This is a genomic window from Kitasatospora sp. NPDC048239, assembly GCF_043202015.1.
Lineage (GTDB): Bacteria > Actinomycetota > Actinomycetes > Streptomycetales > Streptomycetaceae > Kitasatospora.
Window position 1 is genome coordinate 382,414 of the sequence record NZ_JBICZP010000005.1, and the last position, 14,140, is coordinate 396,553.

A 14,140-nucleotide genomic window follows, 5' to 3' on the forward strand; every position below is an offset into this window, starting at 1 on the left:
GTAGCGGTCGGCCGTCAGCCGCGTCGGTGCCGAGGCAGGAGTATGCCGACCACCGCGATGGCCAGGCCGACCCCGGCTGCGATGAGGAAGACGAGGTCGTACCCGGCGGCGAGGGCGGCGGCCGGGGAGCTCCCGTCGGCCCTGGTGGCGGCTCTGGCGTCGGCGGCTGTGGCGAGCACTGCCAGGCCCACCGACCCGCCCACCTGGCCGGCGGTGTTGGCCAGGCCGCCGATGATCCCCGCGTCGCCCCCGGGAACGTCAGCGGTCGACGCGGCCATGAGGGTCGGGAACGTCAGTCCGATGCCGGCCGCAATGAGCAGGGTGGGGAGGAGAACGCCGGTGACGTAGCCACTGTTTGCGTCGGCCAGGGAGAGCCAGCCGAATCCGGCCAGGAGGGCGGCGCTGCCGGCCAGCACCAGGGGACGCACCCCGGTGCGCGGCAGCAGGCCGGAGGCCCACCGTGCGATCGCCATGAACATCACCGCCGCGGGCGTCTGCCCGAGCCCGGCCTGAAGCGCACTGAAGCCGAGGACGTTCTGCAGGAAGAGCGAGGTGAAGTACCACATCGCGATGCCGATCCCGCCGAACAGCAGCAGCATGGCGTTGCCGACGGCGACCCCCCGGATCCTGAACAGCCGCAGGGGCACCATCGGCGGGTTGGCGAAGCGCGCCTCCACCGCGGTGAAGACGGCGAGCAGGAGCAGGCCCGCCGCCACCGGCCCGGCGACCGGCCCGGACGACCAGCCGTGATCGGCGCTCTGCATGACCCCGTAGACCAGCGCGGCCAGGCCCGCCGTCCCCGTGACCGCGCCGGTGAGGTCGAGCGATTCCCGCCGGCCGGTCCGCGCGTCGGCCGGCGATGTCAGGGCCGCCGCGATCAGCGCGGCGCCGATCGGCACGTTGATGAGGAGGACCCACCGCCACGACAGGCCGGTGGTGAGGGCCCCGCCCGCGACCGCGCCGGCCATCCCGCCCACCCCGCCGGAGGCGGCCCATGCGCCGAACGCCTTGGCACGCGCATCCGGCCCGGTGAACGAGGTGTTGATCGCGGCCAGTGTTGCCGGGGCCATCATGGCGGCTCCGGCTCCCTGCGCGGTGCGGGCCGCCACCAGGACCTCCGGAGCGGATGCCAGGCCGCCGACCAGACTTGAGGCGGAGAACAGGAGGAGCCCGGCGACCAGCATCCGGCGTGGGCCGAACAGGTCGGCGGCCCGGCCGCCCGGCAGCATGAGGCCGGCGAAGGTGAGCAGGTAGCCGTTCACCACCCAGGCCAGGCCGGCGGGTGCAAAGCCGAGATCGTCGCGGATCGAGGGCAGGGCGACGTTCACGATGGCCGAGTCCAGGATCACCATGAACTGGCAGGCGCACACCAGCGCCAGGACCATCCGGTTGCGTCCGCTCGATGGTCCCGCGTGGCTGTGCGTCAGGGTCTTCTGGGATGGTTCGGTTGTCACAAGCGCCTCCCGAATGCTGTATGCGAATCCTGCGGATCCGTGGGTGTCGTGCTTCCTGCCGGTTCCGTGCCGCCCCGGCGGGGGCGGGTGGGAACGCGGGCGACGCCGCCGCTCACACGGCCTGCGGGGTTGTTCCGGCCCTGATTCCGCGGGTGGTCCCGTCGGCGTCGGTCTGCGCGAGCGGGTGGACGGCGCCGGCCGTGCGGTAGTGGAGGACGGGGACTCCCACGGTCGTGTCCGGCTCCCCGGCGCCGCGCAGGATTAGTTATGCGCATAATGTTATCCGCGTAACTAACCTGTCAAGGAGAGACCCGTGGACTTCGAGCAAGCCGACGCCGTCAACCAGGCCATCCGCCTGCTGAGCCTGCGCCACCGGGCCAGGACCGCAGCCCTGCTCGCCCCGCTCGGTCTGCACCCCGGCCAGGAGGCGCTCCTGCTCGAACTCGCCCGGACCGGCCCGATGATCCAGGCCCAGCTCAGCGAGGCGCTCGGATGCGAGCCGCCCAGCGTCACGCTCATGGCCCGCAAGCTCGAAGCCTCCGGCCACGTCCGCCGCACACCCGCGCCCTCCGACAAGCGGGCCAGCATCGTCGAACTCACCGACACGGGCAGGGCGCTGACCGAGCAGGTCAAGCAGCTGTGGTGCGCTCTGGCGGAGGAAACCGTGGCTGGACTGCCCGCTCGGACGGTGGCGGAGCTGCCCGGCGTCCTCAAGGCCCTGACCGGCAACGTCGACACCAGGCGACCCGCCACCCGCAGGCAGCCGTAGGGACCACCCCGCGACGCCCGGCGGCCGCCGCCCGGTGACGCCCGGGGCCGGGTTTCCGTGCGCTCGGGCGATGGCGTCCGACCGGACGCGATCGCCGGCGTCCACTGTGGTGCCTGAACGGCCGGGCGGGCCACCGGCCCTGACGTGGGAGCACCCGAACCCGCGCGCTAGTGTGCCGGGGTGAGTCTTAATGTCGTTGTGGGATTCGGGCCCGCCGGGGCGGCCACCGCCAGGCTGCTGGCCGAGCAGGGCCATGCCGTACGGGTCGTCACCAGGTCGGGCCGGAGTCCGGAGCCGGGCATCGAGCACATCGCGGCGGACGCGACCCGGAGCGGCGCACTGGCCGAGGCGGCGCAGGGCGCGGCCGCGATCTACAACTGTGCCGCACCGCCCTACCACCGCTGGGCGGCCGAGTGGCCGGCGCTGGCCTCGGCGGTCGGCGCGGCGGCCGAGGCGACCGGGGCCGTCCTGGTCATGCTGGGCAACCTCTACGGCTACGGTCCGGCGGCCGGCCCGTTGACCGAGGACCTGCCGCTCGCGGCGACCGGTCCCAAGGGGCGGGTGCGCGCCGCCGTCTGGGAGCAGGCGAGGTCACTGCACGAGCAGGGCCGGATCAGGGCGGTCGAGGTACGGGCCTCGGACTTCTTCGGTCCGGGCGTGACCGACGGCGGGTACCTGGCCGGGCGGGTCGTGCCGCGGCTGCTGCGCGGCAAGCCGGTCTCCACGCTCGGGGATCCGGACGCCCCGCACAGTTGGAGCTACCTCCCCGACGTGGCCAGGGCGCTGGTCGAGGTCGCGGGGGAGGAGCGGGCGTGGGGGCGGGCCTGGCACGTTCCGACGGAACCGGCGCGGTCCGTCCGGGAGATGGTCGACCTGCTGGCCGCCGAGTCGGGGACGGGGCCGGTCGCGGTGCGCAGGCTCTCGCCGGCGGTGCTGGGGGTGGCCGCGCTCTTCTCGCCGCTGATCCGCGAGCTGAAGGAGGTCCGCTACCAGTTCGACCGTCCGTTCGTCGTGGACTCCAGCGCCTACCGGGCCGCCTTCGCCCTCCGGGCCACCCCCGTCGAGGAGCAGGTCAAGGCGACGGTGGACTGGTGGCGTGGCCGGGTGGCCGCGGCGGGGTGACAGGCGCGGGGCTCTCCTCGGGGGGATAAGGGGGACGAGGATGGACTTGGGTCCGTCCGGGCCGGGAGGGGAATCGTTTCTCCCAGGCCCGGCCCGGACGGACTCCCGCGGGATCAGCCGTTGGCGAGGGCCTGGATGCGGTCGAAGGCGCCGTTGAAGACGTTCTGGTCGCCCGGGAAGGTGCCGGAGTCGGCGTACTGCCAGATGGTCTGGTAGCTCCAGCCGTTCGGGAGGGTGCCGACCGAGGAGGCGTAGCGGGCTATCCAGAGCGGGTTGGTGGTGCCGAAGCCGCCGTTGTTGCCGGTGCAGGTCGACCACCAGTTGGTGGTGGTGTAGATGGTGGGGTAGCGGCCGGTGCGGGTGTGGACGGTGTTGCTGAAGGAGCGGATCCAGCTGACCATGGCGCTCTGGCTGAGGCCGAAGCAGGTGGCGCCGTAGGGGTTGTACTCGATGTCGAGGGCGGGCGGCAGGGTCTTGCCGTCACGGGACCAGCCGCCGCCGTGGTCGACGAACCAGTTGGCCTGGGCGGTGCCGGAGGACCGGTCCGGCAGGGCGAAGTGGTAGGCGCCGCGGATCAGGCCGGCGTTGTACGAGCCGTTGTACTGCTGGGTGAAGTACGGGTTGGTGTAGGTGGTGCCCTCGGTGGCCTTGACGTAGGCGAACCGGGCGCCGTTGGCCCGGACCGAGGACCAGTTGACGTTGCCCTGGTAGCTGGCGACGTCCAGGCCCGGGGTCTGGGTGACGCTGAGGGCGAGGGAGCCCGGGGTGCCGGCTCTGCCTTCGTGTGCCGCGACGGTGGAGCCGGCGAAGTCGAGGTCGGGGTGCAGGACGGGGCGCTGCGCGCTCTGTTCGGCCTGGGCGGCCGAAGCGGCGGGCTCGGGCTCGGCGGCGGATGCGGGGGCGGCGAGGCCGGTGACCAGCGCGACGGCGGCGGCGAGGGAGCCGAGGGCCGTCAGGTGGCGTCGGGCGGGGTACCGGGGGTGGAGCCTGGCGGAGCGGGAAGTGCTGGGCATGAACACTCCTCTGGTCCGGTGCTGGTGGCCCGTGAGGGCTTGCGGACGGCCGGGTAGTGCGGCCGCTGAGAGAGTAGCCATGTACTCGCCACGACCGCCAGATCTCGCGCGTCACTTCCTGAACCGCCGTCACGTCAGCGCCGCTCAAGGGGACTTGGGAGGTCGAGGTGAAGGCAGAGTTCGCCGTCCGGTCGGGCGGTGGTCGGTCTGTGGCCGCCTCGTGGTCGCGTCCGGTTCGCCCGCGGGGCGCGGTGGGTCCGGGCCGGGCGAGGGCGGCCCTGCCGGGGGGTGTGGTCGGGTCGTGGTCGGGGTGCGGTCGGGGTGCGGTCGGGTCGCTCCCGGGTTGGCGGACCGGGTCGGCGGACCGGGCCGGTGGACCGGGCCGGTGGGGTGTGCCGGGCCCTGTGGCACGATGCCTGGGGGCCGTGCCCCTCGCGTGCCCGCACCACCGCTGTACGGAAAGGACCGCACCACCGATGCCCGAGACGCCCTACGAGACCCGGACCACCACCGAGGACCTCGACTTCCGGACCGCGACCACCGCCGACGTCCCCGCCCTGGTCGAGCTGGTCGAGTCCGCCTACCGCGGCGACTCCAGCAGGGCCGGCTGGACCACCGAGGCCGACCTGCTGGAGGGGCAGCGCACCGACGCCGAGGGCGTCACCGCGGCCGTCACCCACTCCGACGGCGTGGTGCTGCTGGCCGAGCGGGCCGGCGAGCTGCTCGCCTGCTGCCAGCTGGAACGCCGCGGCGAGCGCGCCTACTTCGGCATGTTCTCGGTGCGTCCCGGTCGCCAGGGCGGCGGTGTCGGGCGGCTGGTGCTGGCGGAGGCCGAGCGGGTCGCGGCCGAGGAGTGGGGCGTGGCCGAGCTGGAGATGACGGTGATCGAGCAGCGGTCCGACCTGATCGCCTGGTACGAGCGCCGCGGGTTCCGCCGAACCGGCGTGTACACGCCCTTCCCGTACGGGGACGAGCGGTTCGGGGTCCCGCTGCGGCCGGACCTGCGGTTCGAGACGCTCACCAAGGGGTTCTCGAAGGAGTCGGTCGAGTAGGGGCCGGGGTCCGTCCCCGGGAGAACCGCCGGGTGGCCGTTCAGGAGAACGGACGGTGGGCCTTCAGGAGAACCGGACGGTGGACCTTCAGGAGAACCGCCAGGTGGCCGTGATCCCGCCGTCCACCGGGAGCGTGACACCGGCGACGTAGGAAGCCCGGTCGCTGAGCAGCCAGGCCGCCGCCTCGGCGATCTCGGTGTCCCGGGCGGTCCGGCCGAGCGGGGTGGAACGGGCCACCGTCTCCTCGAACTCCGGCCCCGCGGCGAAGAACCCCTCCGTCGCGGGGGTCCGGACCACGCCCGGCGCGACCGCGTTGACCCGGATCCCGTGGCCCGCGTAGTCGGCGGTGGCCGCCTTCACCAGCCCGGTCAGGCCGTGCTTGGCGGCCTGCTGGACGCCGTCGCCGAAGCCGCCGACCAGCGCCCCCACGCCGCTGTTCAGCACCACCGCCCCGCCGCGCCCGCCCGCTGCCATCACCCGCAGCTGGGCGCGCAGGCAGAGCCAGCTGCCGCGCAGGTTGAGCGCGTGCACCTCGTCCCAGTCGTCCTCGCCGCGCTCGGCGAGCGGCGCGGGAACGGGCCCCGAACCGGCGTTGTCGAAGGCCGCGTCGAGCCGCCCGAACGCGCTCAGTGCGGCCGCCACGGTACGTTCGGCGCCGACCGCGGTCGTGAGGTCGGCGGTCACCGCCACCGCGGGGGCGCCGTCCGCGCGCAGCTCGGCTGCCAGCGCCTCCACCTCGGGCCCGGTGCGGGCGGCCAGCACCAGCAGGGCGCCCTCCCGGGCGAAGAGCCGTGCGGCGGCGGCGCCGATACCGCGCCCGGCGCCGGTGATGATCGTGACCTTGTCGTCGAGAAGTCCCATGCCCCGAGCCTGCCGCCCGTGGGGGCGGTGTACCAGCGGCCGGTCCTTCCGCGGCCGCCCCAGCCTGGGACTGCCAGGTCCTGGTTGCGGGCGCGCGGTTGTGGCAGCGTGGGCGCATGTCCGAGACCCCGCTGGGTGCGTTCCTGCGCGCCCGCCGCCGTCGCCTCGCGCCCGCCGAGGCGGGCCTGTCCGCTGTGGGCCGCCGCCGCACCCCCGGCCTGCGCCGGGAGGAGGTGGCCGTCCGGGCGGGCATCTCGGCGGACTACTACGCACGGTTGGAGCAGGGCCGCCAGCGTGTGCCCACCGGTCAGGTGCTGGACGGCATCGCCGGAGCGCTGAACCTGGCCGCCCCCGAACGGGCCTATCTGCACCGGCTGGCGGAGCACCAGAGGCAGCGGACGGCGGCCGGGCCGGTGACGCCCGCCGAGGAGGCGCCCGTACTCTCCGCGGCCACCCTGGCCCTGCTGGAAACCCTGGACGCCGCACCGGCGTTCGTCACCGGTCCCAGCTTCGACCTGCTCGCCTGGAACCGCCCGGCCGGCCTGCTGATGGCCTGGCCCGAGCAGCGCCCGCCGCACGAACGGAACCTGCTCTGGCAGGTGTTCTGCTGCCCGTACGGGGACGAGACGCCCGCCAACCGGGAGTTGGAGGGTTCGATCGGCGCCGACCTGGTGGCGGGCCTGCGCGCGCACCACGCGGACCGACCCGGTGACCGGGCGCTGGAAGTCCTGGTGCGGCGGCTGTCCGCGCAGAGCCCGGCGTTCGCGGCGCTCTGGGACCGCCACCGGGCCGGTCCGCCCCGGCAGGGCCGACTGCACGTCCGCCACCCCGAGTTGGACGCCGAGGTGCTGGAGTACACCGTGCTCGCCCTGCCCGAGGAGGGCCGACACGTGTTCGTCTGCCTCGCCCCGCCGGGCAGCCGGGCCCGGCGGGTCTTCCGTGCGGCGCTCGCGGACCCCTCCACAAGCGCTCGAGTATGACGCTTCGTCAAAGTCCTGACCTGCGGCAATGCGAAGATGTCATACCTCGTTAACGATTGGTCTAGGCCAATGTGAGAGGCTGGGACGCGAACGGCCACGTTCCGTCCAAGCCCAGGGGGGCTATCTCCGCATGCCCGTACTCCATGGCACCGCCATGCCCGCAGTCGACACCGGTCCACGCCGGATACCCGTCGACGCGTCCCTCCGACTGCCCAGCCCGCCCGACGACCAGGAGCTCTACTGGTACTTCGGCCCGCAGCGCCGCTGGGTCCTGCTCTGCGCCACCCTCTCCTACGCCGGCGCCACCGCGACGCTCGGCCTGTTCGCGCTCAGCCGGCCGCTGCTCTGGCCCTTCCTGGTGATGACCGTGCTCAACGCCGTCACCTGGCTGCTCTCCATCACCGACGGCCAGCGCGTCCGCCGCTTCACCCGCGACTCGCACGACCTGCTGCTGCGCGCCTGGCGGCCCGCCCGGTACCCCGGCGTGGACCTGCTGCTGCCGACCGCCGGCGAGCCGCTCGCCGTCCTCGACAACGCCTACCGCCACTCGGTCGCCGTCCGCTGGCCCGGCGCGCTGACCGTCATCGTCCTCGACGACGCCGCCCGACCCGAGGTGCGCGAACTCGCCGAGTCCTACGGCTTCCAGTACCGCGCCCGCCCCGACCGGGGCCGGTTCAAGAAGGCCGGCAACCTCAACCACGGCCTGGCCGAGGGCAACGGCGACATCATCGCCGTCCTGGACGCCGACTTCTGCCCGCGCCCCGACTTCCTGCACCACCTGGTGCCCTACCTCGACAACCCCGAGGTCGGCATCGTGCAGAGCCCGCAGTGCTTCGACACCGACCCGGACATGTCCTGGCTGGAGCGGGCCGCCGGCGCGACGCAGGAGATCTTCTACCGCTGGATCCAGCCCTCCCGGGACGCCCAGGACGGCACCGTCTGCTGCGGGACCAACGCCCTCTACCGGCGGGCGGCCCTGGAGCGGGTCGGCGGCTTCGCGGAGATCGACCACAGCGAGGACCTCTACACCGGCCTCTCGCTGGCCCGCGCCGGGTGGACCACCCGGTACGTGCCCGCGCTGGTCGCCAAGGGCATGTCCCCCACCGGACTGCCCGCCTTCATCAGCCAGCAGTACCGCTGGTGCCTCGGCTCGCTCGCCCTGGTGAGCGACCCGGGCTTCCGGCGCGGCCCGCTCTCCCGCTCGGCCCGGCTCTGCTTCTGGAACGGCATCCTCGGCTACCTCACCAGCGCGGTGAACGTCTTCGCCATCCCGCTGCCGGCGCTGATCATGCTGTTCTTCGCACCCGAGGAGATCGAGCCCTGGCAGGTCCTGCCCTTCCTGCCGCCGATCTGGGTCGCCCTCGTGCTGCTGCCCGCAATGTCCCGCACCCGCTGGCGGTTCGAGGTCACCCGGGTCCAACTCCTGGGCGGACTCTGCCATGTGGTCGCCATCGCGCACGCGGTGCGCCGCCGAAGTGCCGACTGGGTGCCCACCGGTGCGGTCTCCGGCGGGAGTTCGCTGGGCCGGACGGTCGCCCGGATCGGGGTCGGCTGGCTCGGACTCGTCATCCTCGCCGGTGTCGCCGGGCTCGTCCGCGCCATCGCGCTGCACGGCTGGCAGCCGTACTGGGCGCTGACGGCCCTGCTCTCGCTGACCGCCTACACCATGATCCCGCTCATCCGGTCCCTGTGGCCGCTGCTGCGCGGTGGCAACGGCGCCACCGTCGCCGTCCCCGACGTGTCCCCGCCCGTCCGGCGCGGCTCCGACCTGCGCTTCGGTCACGCGGAGGCGGTCGCGGTCACCGCCGTGCTCCTCCTCTGCGGTGTGCTCGCCTCCGGGTGGGCGGACCCGCTGATGTTCTGACGGACGGCCACGAGCCGACCGGGACGGCCGGACCGGCCGCCGGTTGAGCCGGCCCCCGTGCGGCTGCCCGACCCCTGCCGGCCGCCCGGGCCCCTGCTCGTCCTGCCTTCCTTGCGCGTCGCCCCACCGGCGCGGACTCCGCCGCCCGGCCGCCCCATCGGCCCGGCGGCCCCACCACCGCTGCCAGCCCCCTGCAAGGAGCTCCGCCGTGTCAACGGCCGAACCACCCAGCGCCTCGACGTCAGGCGCCGCCACACCCCCGACCGCCGCGCTGTCACCGACTGCCGCGCTGCCGCCGACCGGTGAGCCGGTCGCCACGGGCCTCGCCGTCGGGGACCTCGTCGCCGGGGACCTCGTTTCCGGCGCGCTCGTCTCGCCGGCGGTCCGCGCCGACCGGGCGCCCGCCGAAGCCCTGCCCGCTTCGGGTGCGACCCTGGTGACCGCTCAGGGCGCCGCGTTGGCGCCCGCTCAGGGCGCCGCCCTGGAGACCGCCACCGAGGAGCCGCGCAAGCGGGCGTCCTTCCGCCCCGACATCGAGGGCCTGCGCGGCGTCGCCGTGCTGTCCGTCCTCGCCTTCCACGCCGCCGTCCCTGCCTTCACCGGCGGCTACGTCGGCGTCGACGTCTTCTTCGTCATCTCCGGGTTCCTGATCACCGGCGTGCTGATCGGCCGGCCCATCGGCCTGTGGGACTTCGCCGCCCGCCGGGCCCGCCGCATCCTGCCCGCCGCCGCCGTCGTCCTGGTCGCCACCGCCGCCGCCGGCGGCGCACTGCTCGACCCGCTGCGCGGCACCGACCTCGCCCGCGACCTGATCGCCGCCGCCGGCCAGTTCGCCAACTGGCGGTTCGTCGGCCAGCAGACCGACTACCTCGCCGCCGAACGCGACCCGAGCCCCCTGCAGCACTTCTGGTCGCTCGGCGTGGAGAACCAGTTCTACCTGCTCTGGGGCGTGCTGCTGCTCGGCCTCGCCCGCTACCTGCGCGGGCGCCACCGCACCGCGGCGATCTCGCTCGCCACCGTCGCCATCGGCGGCGTCTCGCTGCTGCTGTGCGTGCGCTGGACGGCCGGCTCCGCGCCGCTCGGCTACTTCTCCACCGCCAGTCGGCTCTGGGAGTTCGCCGCCGGAGCCTGCGCCGCCCTGCTCGGCTCGGCGCTGGCCGGATGGCTGCCCCACGCGGGCGGCGCGGGCCGGGCCACCGGCTGGGCGCTGCGCCTGGTCGGCTGGGCCGGCGCGACGGCCGTACTGGTCGCCGTCTTCCACTACGACCGCAACACGCCCTTCCCCGGCAGCGCCGCCCTGCTCCCCGTCCTCGGCACCGCCGCCGTCCTGCTGGCCGGCCCCGTGCACCGCGCGCTCGGCCGCACCGACGTCGGCCGGCTGCTCGACACCCGCCCGCTGCGCGCGGCCGGCCGCCTCTCGTACGCCTGGTACCTGTGGCACTGGCCGGTCCTGACGATCGCCCAGGCCCGGTACGGCAGCCTGCCGTGGACGACCCTGGTCGCGCTCACCGCGGCCAGCGCCCTGCCGGCCTGGCTCACCATGCGGCTGGTCGAACAGCCGCTGCGCTACGGCAGCAGCCCCGCCCCGCGCCGGGGCCTCGCGGTCGGCGCCAGCGCCCTGGTCATCCCGCTGATCGCCGGGCTGACCCTCGGCGGCGGCACGGTCCGCGCCCTCGGCAGCGCCGACGCACCCGTCAGCGTCCCGGTCGGCGCGGCGGACGGCCCGGCCCTGCTGGCCCCCGGCACGCGGGTGCTCACCCTGACGCCCTCGCTGGCCCGTGCCCGGGAGGACTTCCCGCCCGGCAAGGGCTGCGAGATCCCGCTCGGCGCCGAGAACAGCCCGCGCTGCCTGTTCGGCAACGAGGCCAGCCCCGACCGGATCGTCCTGATCGGCGACTCGCACGCCGGCCAGTGGATCTCGGGCGCGCTGGGCATGGCCGAGCGGCGGAACTGGGCCCTGGAGGTACTGGTCAAGCCCGGCTGCCCGCTGGCCACGCTGACCGTGCGCAACAACGTCCTCGGCCGCACCTTCGACGAGTGCGACCACTGGCGCGAGAACACCCTGACCCGGCTGGCCACCGGCCCCCGGCCGCGTCTGATCCTGATGGCGGGCCTCAACCGGTACGGCGCCCAGGGGGAGCGGGCCGACGGCTGGACCCGGACGCTGGACCGGCTCTCCGCCGTCGGCGCGCCGCTCGCCTATCTGGGCGACACGCCGATGCCCGGCAAGGACATCCCGACCTGCCTGGCCGCCTCGGACGGCCGGTCCGACGCCTGCTTCTTCCCGCGGGAGTCGGCCTTCGAGCCGGACCCGCTGATCGACGGCGGGCTCGCCGCGCGGTACGGCGTCCGGGTGCTCGACCTGGGCCCGCTGCTGTGCCCGGGGACCGGACCGGACTGCCCGGCGGTCCTGGAGGGGGTGGTGCTGTACCGCGACACCGGGCACATCACCAACACGGTGGCCCAGGTGCTGGTGCCCCGTCTGGACCTGGGGCTGCTGCCGGAGGGATGAGCGGCGCGCGGCTGCGCGTTTCGGTGGCGGGGGCCCGCGTCCGGTGATGCACCGGGGGCGGGCCCCCGCGTTTGTGTGTGGGGCCTGAGTCTTCTTGGGCCTGGGGTTTTGGGGCCGGGGGGGCTTTGAGGCTATGGGGCCTGGGGCCTGGGGTTTCGGGGTCAGCCGTAGATGCTGTGGCAGAGGCGGGCCTGTTCGGAACCGGCCGACCAGCGGCCGAAGTGTTCCGCCTGGTCGCAGATCGAGCCCGGTAGGGCGGTCGCCGCCGCGGGACCGCCGGGGGCCGCGCCGGGTGGCGGGGCCGGCGGCGGCGCGGGTGCGGGCGCCGGCGTTCTGGCGGGTGTGCCCGGGGCGGCGGGGGCGGTGGTTCGAGCGGGCAGCGGGCGGGCCGTCCGGCCGGGTTTCGGCCGGGTGGGGGTGGCTCCGGCGGCCGCACCCGGGTCGGCGCCGGCGGTCTCGGTCCCGGCGGTCCCGGCCTCCGGCGGCTCGGCCGGCCCGCCGTCCGGAGGTACGGGCGCGGACGCCACGGCGTCGGCGACTGTCGGGGGAGCCTCCGGCGACGGGGCGGGCGTCACCCGAAGGGGTGGCGGGGCGGGCAGCAGGCCCGGGGCGGTCGGGGACGGCGAGGACTCCGGCAGGGCCGTCAGCCCGGACAGCTCCGGCTTCGACCCCGGCCCGCACGTCACCAGGACGGAGGCCAGGACCACCGCCGTCCCGATCGCGGCGGCCACCGCCACCCGGCGCGAGCGGCGCCGCCTGGCGGGTGCGGCGGCCGCTCCGGCCGCGGACGGTGGAAGGTACGGGGGCAGCTTGGCCCCGGAAGGCGGCGCCGCGGGGGCCGGGGGCGGCGCGCCGGTCGCTCCGGCCGGAGGCAGGGGCGGCTGCCAGGTCTGCTGCGGCCACTGCCACGGTGTGGCGGTCGACCGGCCGGGGTTCGGCGGTCCGCCGTGTGGGCGTCCGCTATCCGGTCGTCCGGTGCCTGGCTGTCCGCCGCTCGGCTGTCCGCCGCTCGGCCGTGCGCCCGAGGGTTGCCCGTCCATGCCGTTGTCCTCCTGCCGCCGAACCCGTCGCCGTGCTCAACGAGCTGGCCGACGCCGGGACATGACCCGTAAGAGGGTTCCGGCGCATCGCCGTCGGCCGGTCGGTACGCCGTGCGGGCGTCTCCGTCCGCTGCCTGCCACGGCCCGCGTGCGGAGCCAGGAGGGGCGTCACATGCTGGGGGAATGGAAACCAACAGCACGGCAGAGCCCCTGGTCGACATCGCCGAGTTCCGCACCGACAGCCGGTACCGGCTGGTCCACTTCGAGGGCCACGGTTGGGAGCCCCTGGCCCCGGAGGAGCTGGAACCCCGGATCCACCAGCTCTTCCCCGACCTGGACCCGCGCGACCCCGTCCGGGTCCACTGGACCGACCGGCCCTGGGAGTGGCCCGCCTGGCATCCGGGCGAGGCGTGACCCCGGTCCGGCCGGGAGCCTACGAACCAGCCGTGAGGTGATCTTGGAGGTGTGAGCGCCAGGGCAGGGCCCGGCGTTCAGCGCGGAATCACCCAGCCCGGCACCCACGTCCCGGCGGCGTCGTGGCCGGCCGCCGTGGCGGCGAGGTGGGCGCGGAGGGTGGCCAGCGCCGGGTGGGGGTTGTCGCGGTGCCAGAGCAGGGAGTGCGGGTAGACGGGGGACGGGTCGGTCACCGGTATGCGGCGCAGGCCGTGGCCGGTGGGCCAGACAAGGCGGGTGTGCTCGCTCATGAAGGTGGCCAGGGCCGGGGTGTCGGCGATGGTGTCGAGGAGGGCGTCCGAGCCGAAGTTGGGCCCGGTCGCCTCGATGGTGAGGCCGAACTCGGCGACGAGGTCGTCGTAGTAGGCGGTCCACTCGGTGCCGGGGAGGAGGCCGGGCATCCAGATCCGGTGCCCGGCGAGCCGGGCGAGGGTCACCGAGCGGGCGGCGGCCAGCGCGTGGGCGGGGCCGGTGAGCAGCTGAAGCGGTTCGTCGAGCACCCGGACGGACTCGATGTCCTCGGGAAGGGGCCGGCCGGGCGCCGCGACGGCCCGGAAGGACGCGTCGATCGCACCCGACCGGATGGAGTCGACGGCCGTCTCGATGTCGAGCAGCATCAGCACGTCGAGTTCGATCTCGGGGTGCGCGTGGTGGAATCCGCGCATCAGGCCCGACGCCGCGCCGCGCGAGTTGATCACGTCGACGCGCAGGGGACGGCGGCCGGCCCGGACGGACGCGACCGCGCGCTCGGCGGCGCGCAGCAGATCGCGTGCGTGCGGCAGGAACGCCTGCCCGTCGATGGTGAGCTCGGCTCCGCGCGGCGTGCGGGTGAACAGCCGTACACCGAGGTCGCGCTCCAGCGCGGCGATGCGTTTGGAGACGGCCTGCTGGGTGATCGACAGGTCGGCCGCGGCCTTCTGGAACTGGCCCGCTTCCGCGACGGCGGCGAACGTGCGTACGGCTTCGAGGTCCATGCCGACCCACCTTAGTGAACAACTCCTGGTTGTGGAGACACGGTAG

The 14,140-nt window shown here is 74.7% G+C and carries 12 protein-coding genes; 7 read left to right on the forward strand and 5 right to left on the reverse strand.

The features are described 5' to 3' along the window. Window positions 1-14: 14 nt before the first annotated feature. Window positions 15-1,454 carry an MFS transporter gene (locus tag ACGFZP_RS16305; RefSeq protein WP_392932874.1) on the reverse strand — a complete coding sequence of 480 codons (1,440 nt, stop codon included), beginning with the start codon at window positions 1,452-1,454 and terminating at the stop codon, window positions 15-17. A gap of 313 nt (window positions 1,455-1,767) precedes the next feature. On the opposite strand from ACGFZP_RS16305, the gene ACGFZP_RS16310 reads away from it, so the two are divergent. Both ACGFZP_RS16310 and ACGFZP_RS16315 read left to right on the forward strand, forming a co-directional pair. Then, window positions 1,768-2,223, forward strand: coding sequence for a MarR family winged helix-turn-helix transcriptional regulator (locus tag ACGFZP_RS16310; protein ID WP_392932877.1), 456 nt, complete (start codon window positions 1,768-1,770; stop codon window positions 2,221-2,223). A gap of 180 nt (window positions 2,224-2,403) precedes the next feature. Further along, window positions 2,404-3,345 (forward strand): NAD-dependent epimerase/dehydratase family protein, encoded by a 942-nt coding sequence (locus tag ACGFZP_RS16315; RefSeq protein ID WP_392932879.1) that lies wholly within the window; start codon window positions 2,404-2,406, stop codon window positions 3,343-3,345. A gap of 113 nt (window positions 3,346-3,458) precedes the next feature. On the opposite strand, the gene ACGFZP_RS16320 is transcribed toward ACGFZP_RS16315, so the two are convergent. Then, window positions 3,459-4,358 (reverse strand): lysozyme, encoded by a 900-nt coding sequence (locus tag ACGFZP_RS16320; RefSeq protein WP_392932881.1) that lies wholly within the window; start codon window positions 4,356-4,358, stop codon window positions 3,459-3,461. A 476-nt stretch (window positions 4,359-4,834) separates the two neighbouring features. Between ACGFZP_RS16320 and ACGFZP_RS16325 the strand changes: the two genes are divergently transcribed. Beyond that, window positions 4,835-5,410, forward strand: coding sequence for a GNAT family N-acetyltransferase (locus ACGFZP_RS16325; RefSeq protein ID WP_392932884.1), 576 nt, complete (start codon window positions 4,835-4,837; stop codon window positions 5,408-5,410). A gap of 87 nt (window positions 5,411-5,497) precedes the next feature. Here ACGFZP_RS16325 and ACGFZP_RS16330 read toward each other — a convergent pair whose 3' ends face one another. Beyond that, window positions 5,498-6,271, reverse strand: a complete 774-nt coding sequence (locus ACGFZP_RS16330; RefSeq protein ID WP_392932887.1) for an SDR family NAD(P)-dependent oxidoreductase — start codon at window positions 6,269-6,271, stop codon at window positions 5,498-5,500. 116 nt (window positions 6,272-6,387) lie between these two features. Between ACGFZP_RS16330 and ACGFZP_RS16335 the strand changes: the two genes are divergently transcribed. From ACGFZP_RS16335 to ACGFZP_RS16345, 3 genes are all read left to right on the forward strand, one after another. Further along, on the forward strand, window positions 6,388-7,251 hold the full coding sequence (locus ACGFZP_RS16335) for a helix-turn-helix domain-containing protein (RefSeq protein WP_392932890.1): 864 nt from the start codon (window positions 6,388-6,390) through the stop codon (window positions 7,249-7,251). A 154-nt stretch (window positions 7,252-7,405) separates the two neighbouring features. Further along, the gene (locus ACGFZP_RS16340; RefSeq protein ID WP_392932893.1) at window positions 7,406-9,115 is read left to right on the forward strand and encodes a glycosyltransferase family 2 protein; all 1,710 of its coding nucleotides are present in this window, start codon (window positions 7,406-7,408) and stop codon (window positions 9,113-9,115) included. Between the two features lie 208 nt (window positions 9,116-9,323). After that, window positions 9,324-11,627 carry an SGNH hydrolase domain-containing protein gene (locus ACGFZP_RS16345; protein ID WP_392932896.1) on the forward strand — a complete coding sequence of 768 codons (2,304 nt, stop codon included), beginning with the start codon at window positions 9,324-9,326 and terminating at the stop codon, window positions 11,625-11,627. A 161-nt stretch (window positions 11,628-11,788) separates the two neighbouring features. Here ACGFZP_RS16345 and ACGFZP_RS16350 read toward each other — a convergent pair whose 3' ends face one another. Then, window positions 11,789-12,358, reverse strand: coding sequence for a hypothetical protein (locus ACGFZP_RS16350; RefSeq protein WP_392932899.1), 570 nt, complete (start codon window positions 12,356-12,358; stop codon window positions 11,789-11,791). A gap of 492 nt (window positions 12,359-12,850) precedes the next feature. Here ACGFZP_RS16350 and ACGFZP_RS16355 point away from each other — a divergent pair, with 492 nt between their 5' ends. After that, a complete protein-coding gene (locus tag ACGFZP_RS16355) occupies window positions 12,851-13,081 on the forward strand; it encodes a hypothetical protein (protein ID WP_392932901.1) in 231 nt (76 codons plus the stop codon). A gap of 77 nt (window positions 13,082-13,158) precedes the next feature. Here ACGFZP_RS16355 and ACGFZP_RS16360 read toward each other — a convergent pair whose 3' ends face one another. Next, complete coding sequence (locus ACGFZP_RS16360) at window positions 13,159-14,094, reverse strand: LysR family transcriptional regulator (RefSeq protein ID WP_392932904.1); 936 nt, start codon at window positions 14,092-14,094, stop codon at window positions 13,159-13,161. Between the last annotated feature and the right edge of the window lie 46 nt (window positions 14,095-14,140).